General features: G+C 62.1%; 10 protein-coding genes. All 10 read left to right on the top strand.

Annotated elements, in window-relative coordinates:
• Positions 1–3: 3 nt before the first annotated feature.
• Positions 4–1,329, top strand: a complete 1,326-nt coding sequence (gene tagH, locus ACJO3M_RS03440; RefSeq protein ID WP_406999755.1) for a type VI secretion system-associated FHA domain protein TagH — start codon at positions 4–6, stop codon at positions 1,327–1,329.
• Positions 1,326–1,859 carry a type VI secretion system lipoprotein TssJ gene (tssJ, locus tag ACJO3M_RS03435; protein ID WP_406999753.1) on the top strand — a complete coding sequence of 178 codons (534 nt, stop codon included), beginning with the start codon at positions 1,326–1,328 and terminating at the stop codon, positions 1,857–1,859. The genes tagH and tssJ overlap by 4 nt, the downstream gene beginning before the upstream one ends.
• The gene (gene tssK, locus ACJO3M_RS03430; protein ID WP_406989102.1) at positions 1,859–3,193 is read left to right on the top strand and encodes a type VI secretion system baseplate subunit TssK; all 1,335 of its coding nucleotides are present in this window, start codon (positions 1,859–1,861) and stop codon (positions 3,191–3,193) included. Before tssJ ends, tssK begins: the two co-directional genes overlap by 1 nt.
• Before the next feature lie 3 nt (positions 3,194–3,196).
• Positions 3,197–4,024, top strand: a complete 828-nt coding sequence (icmH, locus tag ACJO3M_RS03425) for a type IVB secretion system protein IcmH/DotU (RefSeq protein ID WP_406999751.1) — start codon at positions 3,197–3,199, stop codon at positions 4,022–4,024.
• A gap of 10 nt (positions 4,025–4,034) precedes the next feature.
• Complete coding sequence (gene tssH, locus ACJO3M_RS03420; protein WP_406999749.1) at positions 4,035–6,668, top strand: type VI secretion system ATPase TssH; 2,634 nt, start codon at positions 4,035–4,037, stop codon at positions 6,666–6,668.
• A gap of 170 nt (positions 6,669–6,838) precedes the next feature.
• Entirely contained in the window at positions 6,839–8,404 is a 1,566-nt protein-coding gene (locus tag ACJO3M_RS03415) for a sigma-54 interaction domain-containing protein (RefSeq protein ID WP_406999791.1), read from the top strand.
• Positions 8,401–9,045, top strand: a complete 645-nt coding sequence (vasI, locus tag ACJO3M_RS03410; protein WP_406999747.1) for a type VI secretion system-associated protein VasI — start codon at positions 8,401–8,403, stop codon at positions 9,043–9,045. The genes ACJO3M_RS03415 and vasI overlap by 4 nt, the downstream gene beginning before the upstream one ends.
• Before the next feature lie 32 nt (positions 9,046–9,077).
• Entirely contained in the window at positions 9,078–10,505 is a 1,428-nt protein-coding gene (gene tssA / locus ACJO3M_RS03405; RefSeq protein ID WP_406999745.1) for a type VI secretion system protein TssA, read from the top strand.
• Between the two features lie 37 nt (positions 10,506–10,542).
• Positions 10,543–14,145 carry a type VI secretion system membrane subunit TssM gene (gene tssM / locus ACJO3M_RS03400; RefSeq protein WP_406999743.1) on the top strand — a complete coding sequence of 1,201 codons (3,603 nt, stop codon included), beginning with the start codon at positions 10,543–10,545 and terminating at the stop codon, positions 14,143–14,145.
• An 86-nt stretch (positions 14,146–14,231) separates the two neighbouring features.
• Positions 14,232–14,542: contractile injection system protein, VgrG/Pvc8 family (locus tag ACJO3M_RS03395; protein WP_406999741.1), on the top strand; the 311-nt coding region annotated here is incomplete at its 3' end.

The following is a 14,542-nucleotide window of genomic DNA, read 5'->3' as shown; positions in this document are numbered from 1 at the left end:
GACATGGACGAACGTCAGTCACTGAAACTGCAAATCAGCAATCCCGCCACCGTGGGCAGCGGCTTGCTGCCAGAACATGTATTCACCATGGCGGGAGGCTCCATTGGTACGGCGGAGAACGATACCTGGAAACTGTCGTCCCATCGCACCGGGGCCATGGCGGGACACGCCGAGGTCCGATTCATTGACGGTGTGTTCTGCCTTATTGACCGCAGTGGCCGTACCTATATCAACAGCGCCAGCCAACCCATCGGCCGTGGTCGCCGGGCGCGTCTGAACAGCGGTGACACCATCACCATCGGGCGTTACCAGATCCGCGCCGAGCTGATGCGCGGTCGCCAGAGCGGCTCCGGCCCGGCTCCGGTCGGCGAGGGTGAGGATCGTACCCTGGTGGATGTGGAGGAAAGCGATCTGGTCCGGGGAGAGGGCAGGGAGCTGGAAACCGCGGGCCATGAGCCTTTGCAGGGGCTGGCGCCGGCCCCGGGGCAGTCGGTCAGCACGGATCCGCTGGATCACTGGGCGTCGGATGAAACCAGTCAGTCGGAAGAGACCAGCACCCGCGAGGCGGATCTGTTGGCAAGCAAGCCCGAATGGTTCGCCACCGAAGGCGAAGTGACCGATGAATACCGGGAAAATCGTGATGTCGCGGTCGGACTGCCGGTCAGACAAGGAGAGCAGGACAGGATGTCAGTACAACTACCCCGTAAAACGAAACAGGAAGCCACCGACCAGAGTCGCCAGCACATCAGTGGCGCGCCGCTGCTCAAGGGCATGGAGTCCGAGCTGGACTTTGGTGACAGCGACGAGATGCGGCTGTTCCTGGAAGAGGCCGGCCAGACCCTGAAAGCCACGGTGGAGGGTCTGCTGGCGCTGCACCAGGGCGAGGACAGCCGCCACCAGGCGCTGCGCACGCGGCTGCAACCCATCGAGGACAACCCGCTGCGTCTGGGGCAGACCTACCAGGACACGGTCCAGACCCTGTTTGCCAGCCAGCGCAGCCCCGTTCACCTGTCCGCGCCAGCCGCCGTGAGCGAGAGCCTGCAGAGTCTTCGTCACCATCAGATCGCCACCAGCGAAGCCATTAGCGAAGCGCTGGACGCCATCCTTCACGCCTTTTCCCCGGAGGCCCTGCTGCGCCGTTTCCACGGTTACCGTCGTGGGCTGCAGCAGCATGAGGACGAAGGCCGCTGGGCCTGGGACATGTACCAGCATTATTACCGCGAACTTAAATCCAGTCGTCAGCAGGGTTTTGAGCGTCTCTTCCAGGAGGTGTTCGAACAGGCTTACGACCAGCACTTGCGTCAACTACAGAGGGAGAATCTGTCGTGAAATACAGTAAAGGGATTTTACTGGCCGTTGTCTTTGCGATGGTGGGGTGCAGCACACCCTACAACGCTGTCTCGAAAACCGCCAAGGTACTGTGGGACCCGGATATCCCCGTGGGCTATCCGGAGGATCTGCCCAGCCGCGTGGATCTCACCATGCTGGCGGAGCCGGACGTGAACCCGAACGAGTCGCTGGCACCGACCCCGATTGCGTTCCAGGTAATCGAAATGCGGGACAGCTCCATGCTGATGGCCGGGGATTTTGACCAGTTACTGAATGACCTGGAGGACTCACTGGGGCAGAACTACATCGATCACGATGATTATTCCCTGGTGCCCGGGCAGTTCCGGTTTATCGAACCGTTCGAGATCAGCGAGGATACGCGCTTTATCGGCATCATCGCGTTCTATGCTTACCCCAACCTGTCCCAGTGGAAGAAAGTGGTGGAGGTGGACCCCATTGGTGGTCGTTATCACCTGCTGGTCAACCTGCGCGAGCGGGAAGTTCAACTCAGAAGATCGGATGAATCCTGATGGCTGTCATGAATCGAGTGGTCTGGAGTGACGGGCTGTTCATCAAACCCCAGCACTTCCAGCAGCAACAACGATACCTGGAACACCAGATCAACGAACGGGCACTGGCGATTTCGGATTACCTGTACGGCTTTGGCGATCTGGAACTCAACGCGGAATACCTGAGCTTTGGCCGCATCGGCCTGGTGCATGCCAGCGGGCTGTTTCCGGATGGAACCCGTTTCAGTCTGCCCCAGGATGACGTGACGCCGGAGCCACTGGAAATCACCGACGCGTCCGTCGCCAACCAGGTGGTGTACCTGGCGCTGCCCCTGAGCAGCGACGCCCTGGCGGAAGTGGAATGGCCGGAGGCCGCCGTTTCCGGGCGGTTTCGTGCCCAAACCGAGGAAGTCCGTGACCTGCACTCCATTGACGGAGACGCCCATGCCATTGATGTGGCACGGGTGGCGCCGCGACTGATGCTGGAGCGTGAGGACCGCAGCGCCTACGCCGCCCTGGCCATCGGCCGGATCCTGGAGAAACGCCCGGATGGCAGCCTGGTGATGGACCCCAACTTCATGCCCACCATGCTGAGCGTACGGGCGGCTCCGCGCCTGCAACGGTTCGTCGGGGAAATGGCAGGGTTGATGAAGGAACGAGCGAGGAACATTGCCGAACGTGTCGGCGCACCGGGACAGGGTGGCGTCGCCGATGTGGCGGATTTCATGCTGCTGCAGATGCTCAACCGGGCCCACCCCCGCTTCATGCACCTGGCCCGCCTGCGCCAGCTCCACCCCGAGCGGCTGTATGAGGCCCTGCTGGAACTGTGCGGTGAGTTGGTAACGTTCACCGATGAAAACCGGCTGCCCCGGGAATACGCGGCCTACGACCATGACCTGCCGGAAGCGTCGTTCACGCCGCTGATGCAGGTGCTAAGGCAGTCCCTGAGCACGGTTCTGGAGCCGCGCGCACTGGCGATCCAGCTGCAGGAGCGGCAGTACGGCCTCACCGTGGCGCCCATCCAGGATACCCATTTGCCGAGCAGTGCGGAGTTCATCCTGGCAGTGAAAGCAGACATGCCACTGGACGACCTGCGCAAGCAGTTCACCCAGCAGTGCAAGGTGGCCTCGGTGGAGAAGATTCGCGATCTGATCAGCTTGCAGTTGCCGGGTATCCCGCTGTCGGCACTGCCGGTGGCGCCGCGTCAATTGCCGTACCACGCCGGCTTTGTGTATTTCCGTCTGGACGACCAGAGCCAGGCCTGGCAGATGCTCGACAACGCCAGCGGTTTTGCCTTCCACGTGGCCGGCAGTTTCCCCGGTATGGAAATGCAGTTCTGGGCAATCAGGAGCTAAATCATGGCAGATGCACCGGTGATGGATTCACCCAATGGCAACATGGAAACCGATGGCAGTGCGTTCAGTGACCTGATGTTTGCGGACAGCGGTGACAACGACCGCGCCGTCAGCCAGGGTTTTGCCAATCAACAGTTCCAGCTTCGTGGTCTGGAAGACAACCGGCTGATCGATGCCGCCACGCCGTTGCTGGGCCTGGTCATTCGGGTGCGGCGGCTGGCGGATTTCCGGGAGGTGGAAACGCTGTACCGGCAGGTGGTGGACGAAGTGGCAGCCATCGACCGGGAACTGGTGGAGCAGGGTTATGAGCGCCCGACGGTGGTGGCCTATCGCTACGTGCTCTGCGCCTTTATCGACGAGGCAGTGCTGGGTACGGACTGGGGCGCGCACAGCGTGTGGTCCCAGCATTCCCTGCTGTCCCGCTTCCACAACGAAACCTGGGGCGGTGAAAAGGTCTTCGCCATCCTCTCCCGCATGGAACGGGAACCGGCGCGCTACCGGGACATGCTGGCGTTTATCTACCTGTGCCTGTGCCTGGGATTTGAGGGCCGCTACAAGGTTATGACCAATGGCCGCGAGGAATACGAGGACATTATCCGTGGTCTTCACGAACAGCTGAAAAGCCTGCGGGACGACGACCAGGACCAACCCCTGGCGGATGCCCTGGCGAATGTCACCCCGGCACGCAACCACCTGCGCAGCGGCTTGCCGATCTGGGGGATTGGCGGCCTGTTTGTGTTGGCCATGGCCGGAATCTATTCGCTCTACAACATGGCGCTGAACGAACGCATCAGGGATGTGCTCAGCGTACTGGAACAACTGCCGAAATAAGGACATCACTGTGATTCGGGTAGAACTGCCGGCGCTGATCGGGCGCCTCAACGATATTTGCCGCCAGGGACTGGAATCCTCCGCGGCCCTTTGCATCAGCCGCCAGGGTGCGGAAATCACCCCGGCCCATCTGCTGTTCAAGCTGCTGGAAACGCCGTTTTCTGACGTGCGCCAGGTTCTGGAGCACACAGGCATCAACCACCAGGAATTTCAGCCCCTGGTGGGTGACAGTCTCAATGGCGAACCGCAGACGGCGGAACCCTATCCCTCTTTCTCGCCGTTGCTGGTGGACTTGCTGCAGGACGCCTGGTTGCTGGCTTCCACCGAACTGGGCCACAAGGAGCTGCGTTCCGGCGCCATCTTCCTCGCCCTGCTGCTGAACGCGGACCGCTACCTGATGCCGCGGGTCAGCCAGCAGCTGCGGGACATCAACCGCGAACAACTGCGTCGCCAGTTCGATGCCATGACAGCCGGCTCCGCCGAGCGGCCGGAACTGGACCAGGACGATGGCAAGGCATCGCTGGCCGAGACCGACATGGACCCGCTCAAGCGTTACGCCACCGACTTCACCGCGCTGGCCCGGAGTGAGAAGCTGGACCCGGTGGTGTGCCGCGATGGTGAAATCGACCAGATGATCGACATCCTCTGCCGTCGCCGCAAGAACAACCCCATCGTGGTGGGCGATGCCGGCGTGGGCAAAAGCGCCGTGGTGGAAGGCCTGGCCCTGCGCATCGTCAACGGCGATGTGCCCGAGCGCCTGACCGGTGTGGAGCTGTGGACCCTGGACATGGGGGCATTGCAGGCCGGTGCTTCCGTCAAAGGCGAGTTCGAGAAGCGCCTCAAGGGAGTGATTGAAGCGGTGAAAGGCTCCGCTACCCCGATCATCCTCTTCATCGACGAAGCCCACACCCTGATCGGTGCCGGTAACAGCGAAGGCGGCTCCGACGCCGCCAATCTGCTGAAACCGGCCCTGGCCCGTGGCGAGTTGCGCACCATCGCAGCGACCACCTGGCGCGAGTACAAGAAATACTTCGAGAAAGACCCGGCCCTGAGCCGTCGCTTCCAGCCGGTGGCCCTGGACGAACCCAGCCCCGACCAGGCGGTTCATATCCTTCGTGGCCTGCGCACCGTCTATGAAAAGGCCCACCGGGTCCTGATCGCCGACAGCGCTCTCAAAGCCGCCGCCCAAATGTCCGCCCGCTACCTCGCCGGGCGCCAGTTGCCGGACAAAGCCATCGATGTGCTGGATACCGCCTGCGCCCGGGTCAGCCTGAACCTGAGCACCCCGCCGCGTCGACTCAGCCACGTCCGCAGCGAATTGCACCAGCTGGCCATGGAACAGGACCTGCTCAGCCGCGAACACACCCTGGGCCAGAACGTGGACAGCGAACGGGAAAGCGAACTGGATGCGCGCATCGCCAAACTGAACGAAGAAGCGGCGGAACTGGAACAAAGCTGGAACGACCAGCGAGAGCTGGTCACCCGCCTGGTGGACATCCGCGAACAGCTGCTGAATGGCGACGACACCGAGGAAGAAATAACGGATGAGCGGCCTGAAACCGGCAACGAAGAACACCCGGACCCGAAGAGCGAAGCCGCCGCCATCGAACAGGAACTGGCCGAACTGCAGGCCGACGAACCGCTGGTCCACGCCCGGGTAGACGCCCGCCAGGTCGCCGAAGTCATCGCCGACTGGACCGGTATCCCGGTCAACCGCATGACCACCGACGAACTGAAAAAAATCACCCACCTGCCAGCGTACCTGCAGGCCCACATCAAGGGTCAGGACACCGCCATCGACAGCCTGCACCAGCACCTGCTCACCGCCCGTGCTGACCTGCGTCGCCCGGGCCGCCCCATGGGCGCATTCCTGCTGGCCGGCCCCAGTGGCGTGGGTAAAACCGAAACCGTGGTGCAACTGTCCGAACTGCTCTATGGCGGTCGCCAGTTCCTCACCACCATCAACATGTCGGAGTACCAGGAGAAGCACACCGTCTCCCGCCTGATCGGCTCACCTCCCGGTTACGTCGGGTTCGGCGAAGGCGGCATCCTCACCGAAGCCATCCGCCAGAAACCCTACTCCGTGGTGCTGCTCGATGAAGTGGAAAAAGCCCACCCGGAAGTCCTCAACCTGTTCTACCAGGCCTTCGACAAGGGCGAACTGGCGGACGGCGAAGGCCGCCTGATCGACTGCAAAAACGTGGTGTTCTTCCTCACCTCGAACCTCGGCTACCAGACCATCGTCAACCACGCCGAAGAACCGGAAAAAATCGAAGAAGCCCTCTACCCGGAACTGGCCGACTTCTTCAAACCGGCGTTGTTGGCCCGCATGGAAGTGGTGCCTTATCTGCCGCTGGGCGAAGACACCCTTAACCGCATCGTTGGCGACAAACTCGAGCGCCTGGCGGATCAGATCAAAAGCCGCTACCACACCGAAGTGGTGCTGGAAGACGGCCTGGTGGAAGCCATCCGCAGCCGCGCGACGAGAAGCGAAAACGGCGCAAGGATGCTGGAATCGATTATCGAAGGTGAGCTGTTGCCACCCGTTTCACTGGCGTTGCTGGAGAAGCTGGCAGCAAGAGAGCCAGTTAAAAGTGTCACTTTAGGCGTAGAGAACGAGAAATTCACCGGGGTTGTTGCTTAAGGCAACTGGGAAGTAGCGGGCCCTGTGGTTCGGCTTTCCAAATACCCTGCGGAGCCATGGATGGCGGAGCGGAGCGTACAGGGATGTATTCACAGCGTGTTTTGGAAAGCCGAACCACAGGGCCCGCGATCGGCGAACTCAACATCTCAGGGAAAAGAAACATGGGACGGATGCAGACGGAACTGCACACCGGCATCGACCTGGCGGTGGCACTGATCCGACAGGACAACCTGCCGGCGTTGCTGAAAACCGCCACCAGACAGCTGGAAAACGCCTTCGGCCTCACCCGCTGCTGGGCGCTGGAACTGGACCTGAGCGGCCGCACCCTCCATTGCGCCGAGCTGGACCAACACGGCGAATTCGACTGCGGCGACTTCAGCCACCCCTTCGCCCACGTACTGCAAAGCGGCAAACCCCGGGAACTGACCCGCGCCGCCAGCTACCGCCTCGACCACAGCGGCTTCCAGGCCCTGCTGGACGCCAGCGACCGTCCGCGCTCCTTCTGGCTCGAACCTATCAAGGGCGACGACGGCCGCACGCTGGGCATTCTCGTGCTTTGTCATGACGAGCCTGAGTGGGGCGCCATCACCGCCATGCCGCTGTACCAGGGCCTCAAACAGCTGCTTACCCACCAATGGGTCAGCCAGCTCCAGAACCGCGACCAGGTCTGGCAGCGGCGCCTGCTCAAGCGCTCGCTGGACCACCTCCACGATGCCGAAACCGTGCGCCGCCGCTGCGAACAACTTGCTGGTAGCCTGGTGGGCGGCTCCGCCGACATGGTCAACCTGCGGTCACAAATCATCCGCGCCGCCGGCAGCCAGCTCTCCGTGCTAGTGCAGGGCGAAACCGGCTGTGGCAAGGATCTGGTCGCCAAGGGCATCCACGAATTCTCCGACCGTGCCAATGGTCCGCTGGTGGTCGTTAACTGCGCCGCCATCCCCGACACCCTGCTGGAAAGCGAACTGTTCGGTCACACCAAAGGCGCGTTTTCAGGGGCGGACAAGGCCAAAGAGGGCCTGCTGGCCCAGGCTGACGGCGGCACCCTGTTTCTGGACGAAATTGGCGACATGCCCATGGCGCTGCAGTCGAAACTGCTGCGAGTACTGGAGAGCCGGCAGTTCCGGCCACTGGGTGCCCAGCAGGAACAGCACTCCGATTTCCGCCTGGTGGCGGCGACCCACCAGCCGCTGCAACAAGGCATCGAAGACGGAGGCTTTCGCCGTGACCTGTTCTACCGCCTGAGCCAGTTTCCCCTTCGGGTTACCCCGCTTCGCGACCGGCCGGAAGACCTGGCACCGCTGTGTCGGCACTTTATTTCCCTGTACCAGCAGCGGGAGGGGGCCGGCCCCATGGGCATCAGCAGCCATGCGCTCCATACCCTGTCCGGATATGCCTTCCCGGGCAACGTTCGCGAACTGAGAAATATTCTGGAATTCGCCTGCCTGCAGACTCCGGTTGGCGACGACATTCAGCCGGAAGTGCTGCGCCTGGACGACCTGTTCTCCGACCAACAAAGCCCGGCTTTTCAGGAGACCGTACCGGCTACCCTGCCGGGGGTCCCTGTGGCCGATGACATCCGTGACCTTAAAGCGGCCGCACAGGCTTTCGAAGCGGCGGTAATCCGCGAACGGCTGAGACAGTACGACGGCAATCGCGCTCAGGCCGCGGAAAGCCTCGGCTTGCCGAAGCGCACCCTGGCCCATAAATGCCTTAAATATCAGGTGTCTGAAGAATGATAACCGTTCGTTTTCCCAGCCTTCGCTGTTGGCTGGCCATAACACTGCTTATCAGCGGGTTTGCACCGGTTGCGGCCAGCCAGCTGGACGACGCCCGGGAATGTACCCGGGAATCCCAGCGGCTGGAGCGCCTTGCCTGTTTTGATTCGGTATTCGGCACGCCCCTCGAGACGACAAGTGTCACCGGCGCACCGGAGGCCAACCGGCCAGAGCGATGGCTGCAGGCGTACGCCCAGGAACAGGCAAGGGAGCCTGGTGAAGGCCCCCTATACCGGGACACCGGGGACCGTGCCGGGCAACTGGTCACGCTGGGTGCGCTGGGCAGCCAGCCACCACGCCCGATCCTGGCCTTGCAGTGCCATAACAACATCACCGAGCTTTCCCTGATGTTGCCCGCGGCACTGGAGGCCGAACGGGTGAGTATCGGTTTTGGCGCGCAACGGGATGCATGGCGGGTACGGGATAACGGCTTCGTTGTCAGCAGCGGTCGTGGCTTGCCGGCCATCCGGGTTGCCAAGGCGCTGCTGGGGCGGGGAGATGCCCGGATCAGCTCCTCCCATGGCGCCCTGGATGGCCTGATGTTCGACCTGGAAGGCTTCCGCGACGCCATCCGGCCGTTGCGCGCCAAGTGCGGCTGGTAACTGAACTGGAAACGATCGAAAGGCAGATTCGAATGCAGGTTGTTGAACAACATCCCTATGTGGAACAGGTGCTGGAAACGCTCGGTGGCGAGTCCGACATGGGCGAATCGCTGGCTGACGACGACACCCTTGAATTCCTCGAAGACGAAATCATGAAAGTGGGCTCCCTGGCCCATAACGAGATCGACTGGAGCAAGGTTGAAAGTGAGTCCCTCAGACTGCTGTCGGACCGGAGCAAAGACCTGAAAGTACTGGGGTTCCTGCTGCTGAGCCTGCAGCGGGGCGGCGATGGCGAGCGTTACGCGCTCTCCCTGTTCCTGCTGCACCAGGTACTGGACTCCTGGTGGGAGCAGGCCTGGCCCTATCCGGGTGACAAGGGTAAGCGGGCGCGCAGAATGATGTTTACCCAAATGCTTCAGCGTGCCGTCAAGGAAGTGGATTCACTGAGGTTTGACCGTGAAGTGGGGGATGGTCGCAGTTATTGCCTCAGGATGATCGACAACCTGATTACCCAGGCCGGGGATCGGGAGCTGGCGGATGACGGGTTATACGAGATCAAACGCGGCGTAGAAAAATTGCCGGCTGACCCGGAGCCGGCGCCGGCCGCCACCGGAGAGCAGCCGTCGGCAAAGCCGGCCACCAGCGCCGCCGCTACACCCATCAACACGGCACAGCGGGCCTCTCTGGGGGAGCTGACCCTGGATCCCGCAAACGAACGGGCGACCCGCCAGAGCCTGCTGAAAGTGGCGGACCTGTTGGTGGCGTCCGAGCCGGATACACCCTTGGGCTACCAGTTACGCCGTTACGCGATCTGGCAGGGAATTACCTCAGTACCGCCTTCCCGTGACGGGGTAAAAACCGACCTGGCGGCGGTGAGTGCGGATCGGGTCGCCGAGTACCGTGAGGCGCTGGACAAGGCCCCGGATGTGGAACTGTGGCAGCGTATCGAGCAGAGCCTGTCGGTCAGCCCGTTCTGGCTTGACGGTCACTGGCTCAGTGCGGGCGTGGCCGATGTGCTTGGCCATGGTCCCTGTGCCGAGGCGATACGGGAATCCGTTCTGGGCTTCGTCGAGCGGTTGCCGCAGCTGGCGGACATGACATTTAACGACGGCACGCCGTTTCTGTGCGCGGAAGCGGCGGACTGGATGCAGACAGCGCCGGCGAAGGCGGGTGTTGCCGGTGGCGCCAGTCCCTGGGAGCAGGCCTATGAACAGGCCCGGGAGTTGGCTGGCCAGAAAGGCCTGGCGAAAGCGATGCAATTGCTGGAAGACGGTCTGGCCGGTGCCCGGGAACCGCGGGAGCGCTTCCACTGGCGGCTTGCCAGTGCCCGCCTGCTGAAAGACAACGGGCTGAAAACCCTTGCCGGCCAGCAGATCCAGGATCTGCACCAGCAGACCCGGGGCCTGGCCCTGGAAGACTGGGAACCAGGGCTGATCTCGAAACTGGAAAAACTGGTTTAACGCCTTCAGGAATCACTCAGATATCTCAATTTCAGGAATGGACGCCATGTGGAGAAAAGCATTACTCATCGGTCGAAGGATTCTTCCGTACCTGCGCAGCGCCGCGCCGATTACCCTGGCCCTTGGGGTCATCGTGTTGTTGGGGGCTACCTGGTGGTTGGGGCCCCGGCTCGAGATAAACGGTGAATACCCGCTGGCCGCCTGGCAGATGCGAGCCCTGGTCACCCTGGGGGTTGTGTTGCTGGTGGCCATGATATGGGGAACCCTGCTGGCGCGTCGTCTGGGCAAGATCAATGCCGCCAAGGCCGATGAACAGCGAGAAGAGGAAGATCCCATCCTGCCGCTGGAGCGGCGGCAGAAACGCCTGCTGGATCGTCAGCTGCAGGCGCTCAAGAGCAACCTTCCGGGTCGCAAAGAGTTGTATCGCCTGCCGTGGTATCTGGTGATGGGGCTGGAGGACGCCGGCAAGACAAGCCTGATTCAACGCTCTGGCCAGACCTATACCCTGACCAACGTGACCCGCAATCCCCGGTCGGATCGTAACCCGTATGGGTTTGAATGGTGGATTGGCGACCACGGCGTGCTGATTGATCCCGATGGTGAATTGCTGAGCCAGAATAACGGTGAAGGCGCCCGTCACGAATTGCAGCAACGGTTGTGGCAGCACTTTATGCAGTGGCTGGAGAAAAACCGGCCCCAGCGCCCGCTGAATGGCGTAGTGCTGACTATTGATCTCGCCAGCCTGAGCACGGGCAGCGATCAACAACGTCAGGCCCAGGCGATTCTCCTGCGCACTCGCCTGCGGGAGCTGATGGAACAGCTGGGATCAAGGCTGCCGGTGTATGTCAGTTTTACCAAGCTGGATCTGCTGTACGGTTTCGGTCCCTTCGTGCAGACCCTCACCAAGGCAGAGCGGGAACAGCCCCTCGGGTTTACCTTCCCGCTTGAAGCACAGCTGGAAGGGGATGACTGGCTGGAAGACTTCTCGGAACGTTTCACCGGTCTGGTCGAGCAACTGAATGCCCGTCTCCCGGATGTGCTGGCAGTCACCCGTGATGCTGAGGAGCGGGCGTCGGTCTATTCCTTTACACGGCAACTGGCAGGCCTGAAGCCGGTACTGGAGCAGTTCCTGGCGGATCTGCTGTCAGAAGATGCGTTTTCGACGCCGGCTCTGGTGCGTGGTACCTACTTTACATCGGTGATTCAGGAAGGTGTGCCGGAGGATGCCTTTGTGTCCGCCGCAGCCGCGAATTACCAGCTCTCGGACCCGATCCAGCCTGCCCAGCGCAAGGGCCAGTCGGCCAGCTTGTTTACCCACGGGCTGTTCCCGGATGTGATTTACCGGGAGTCAGGACTGGCCGGCGATAATCGACGGGTTGTCCGCAGTCGCCAACGCCAGGTGGCCGTTGCCGCCGTGGTGGCGGTTGCGGCGGGTCTGGGTATGACTGCAGGCTGGCAACACTACTTCATCAAAAACGCGGAAGCGGCCACTGCCGTCGAGCAGCGGGTACGCAGCTTTATCGACAACTGGCGGCCGGTTGGTTACGAACCGGACACCACCGGAAGCAATCTGCTAGAGCCACTGGATGAGTTGCGTGAAGCCACGCTCGCCTTTGGCGATTACCGGAACAGCTGGCCCCTGGTGACCGATATGGGGTTGTACCAGGGCCAGCGTGTGGGCCCGGAAGTGGAATCTTCCTACCTGGATATGCTGGCGTACCAATACCTCCCCACGTTGATGCTTGGTGTCATGGGGGAAATGGGCCGCGCACCGGATAACAGCCCGGAACGGATGGACCACCTCCGGGTGTTGCGCATGCTCTACGATGCCAGTGGCCGCCGGACCGATATCGTAACGGACTACATGGCCAAGTACTGGCAGGCCCGGTTCCCCGGGCAGGGCGACAGGCAGGAACGGCTACGCCGCCACCTGGATTACGCCCTTGCCCACACCGATCTGGCGGAGCAGGTCCGTCAGGGGGACGTGACTGCAGACATGGCGCTCGCGCCCTTCCGCAGCAGCGTGCAATGGGCGCAGCATGAGCTGGGCCGCATCTCCACCACCGATCGGGTGTACGACGACCTTGAGAAAGAGGCCGCCCGGGAATTCGGGTCGCCGCTGGATCTGGCGCGGAAATCGGGGCCGGCCTTCAGCACCGTGTTCACCAAACTCGACGAGGGTGGTGAACCCTTGCAGGAGGAAAGCCTTGAAGAGGACCCGCTGGTGATTCCCTCACTGCTCACCCGCGAAGGGCTGAACAGCTGGTTCCTGCGCAAATCCGATTCCGTTACCGAACTGGCCCTGGTGGACGCCTGGGTTCTGGGGCGTCGGGACGATGTGGATTTCAGTGAATCCGACGAGGAACAGCTGACGGCGGAGCTGCAATCCTTGTATGCCGACCGTTACGCGGATGCCTGGCGCAAAGCCCTGAGCCGGGTTGATGTGCAGAGCTTCAGTGACCTCAACCACGGGGTGCGGGTGCTCGAGAGTCTGACCAGTGGCCATCAGCCGCTGCAGCAGTTGCTGGGACAGGTAACGCATCATACCCGGCTGGTGCCGGAGGTGAGTGATGAGGAAGACGCTGGTGCGGTTGCAGCCCGTAAGGTGCTAGAGCAATCCTCCCACTTTGCCATGATCCAGGAAATTGGCCGCCAGTTTGCGGAACTTAACCACCTTAATCAGAAGCAGGGCGATAACCCTTCCGGCATGGAACAGCTGATGGGCGTGATCGGTGACCTGCACGAATACATGCGGGGCATTCAGGAAGCGCCGGATAGCGGCAAGGCTGCCTTGCAGGCCGCCCGTGCAAGAATGGGATTGCAGGGGGCTGACCCCATTTTCACCCTGCAGCGACTGGCATCAAACCAGCCGGCGCCATTGAACCGGATGCTGGATAAGCTGGCGGCGGAAAGCTGGCGCGTGGTTCTGGATCAGGCCGTGGCGCAACTGGAGCGCCAGTGGTACCGGGAAGTGTACCAGCCGTTCCAGCAGTCCCTGGCTCGGCATTATCCGTTCAACCCCGGAGCCGGCCGTGACGCCGCCCTGCAGGACTTCGAACGGTTCTTCGCCCCGGAAGGCGTACTGGACACCTTCTATACCGATAACCTGAAACTGTTCCTGGAAGATCATCCGGAGCACGTGGCCGGATCACGGCGGGCGGGCCTGGTTCGGAGCGACGTCCGCGCCGCACTGGAGAAGGCCAAAACCATCCGCAGGGCATTTTTCACCCGTGGTGGCTCCCTGGATGTGGAATTCGCGCTGGAGCCCCTGAACCTGTCCTCCAACAAGCGCCGCAGTGTGGTGAACGTGGATGGCCAACTGGTGGAATTCAGCCACGGACCCAGCCAGAGCATACCGCTGGTCTGGCCAAATACGTTGCGTGACAGCGTGGAAAGCCGTGTGACCCTGGTGCCGACCCAGATAAACCGTTCGCCCCGCAGCCTGTCTGAAAACGGGCCCTGGGCGTTGTTCCGGTTGCTCGATCGGGCGGATATCACCGGCGTCAGCAGCAGCGCGGTGGACGTGAAGTTTGCGCTGGACGACGGCGAGATGCGTTATCGCCTTCACGCGGCCAGTAATACCAACCCGTTCACACAGGAACTCCTTGCGGGGTACCAGATACCACGCAGTCTGTATTAGACTATGGGTCGCCCTGCACAGGACCGTGTAGGGCGGCCAGCGTTACTGAGCCTTTAATTGCACCAGATTCTTCAGGGACCGAAGACATGCCCCAGGCAAGCGGACTGCAGTTCACCGCCACCATTGGCGGATTTTCCTCTGATCACTTTTCCGTTGTCGGCTTCGAGCTGACCGAAAACCTGTCCGAGCTGTTTCACGGCAAGCTGGCGCTGGCCAGTACCGACCCGTCGGTAGCGGCAGCCGATGTACTGGAACAGGCCGTGGACCTGGTGGTCTGGCAGGACGGCGCGCCGTTGCGACGCTTCACCGGTGTGGTCAACGAATTCGCCCGCGGTGATTCTGGCCACCGCCGCACCCGCTACGAACTCATCATCCAGCCCCCGCTGTGGCGCCTGGG

This window comes from Marinobacter alkalisoli, assembly GCF_045449795.1.
Taxonomy (GTDB): domain Bacteria; phylum Pseudomonadota; class Gammaproteobacteria; order Pseudomonadales; family Oleiphilaceae; genus Marinobacter.
The sequence above is the reverse complement of the archived record's forward strand: the minus strand, read 5'-3'. Positions and strand labels throughout refer to the sequence as shown.

Bases quoted from the DNA above. Each gene is read 5' to 3' on its own strand.
- tagH (WP_406999755.1), top strand. From the start codon at position 4: ATGGACGAACGTCAGTCACTGAAACTGCAAATCAGCAATCCCGCCACC.
- tssK (WP_406989102.1), top strand. From the start codon at position 1,859: ATGGCTGTCATGAATCGAGTGGTCTGGAGTGACGGGCTGTTCATCAAA.
- icmH (WP_406999751.1), top strand. From the start codon at position 3,197: ATGGCAGATGCACCGGTGATGGATTCACCCAATGGCAACATGGAAACC.
- ACJO3M_RS03415 (WP_406999791.1), top strand. From the start codon at position 6,839: ATGCAGACGGAACTGCACACCGGCATCGACCTGGCGGTGGCACTGATC.
- vasI (WP_406999747.1), top strand. From the start codon at position 8,401: ATGATAACCGTTCGTTTTCCCAGCCTTCGCTGTTGGCTGGCCATAACA.
- tssA (WP_406999745.1), top strand. From the start codon at position 9,078: ATGCAGGTTGTTGAACAACATCCCTATGTGGAACAGGTGCTGGAAACG.
- tssM (WP_406999743.1), top strand. From the start codon at position 10,543: ATGGACGCCATGTGGAGAAAAGCATTACTCATCGGTCGAAGGATTCTT.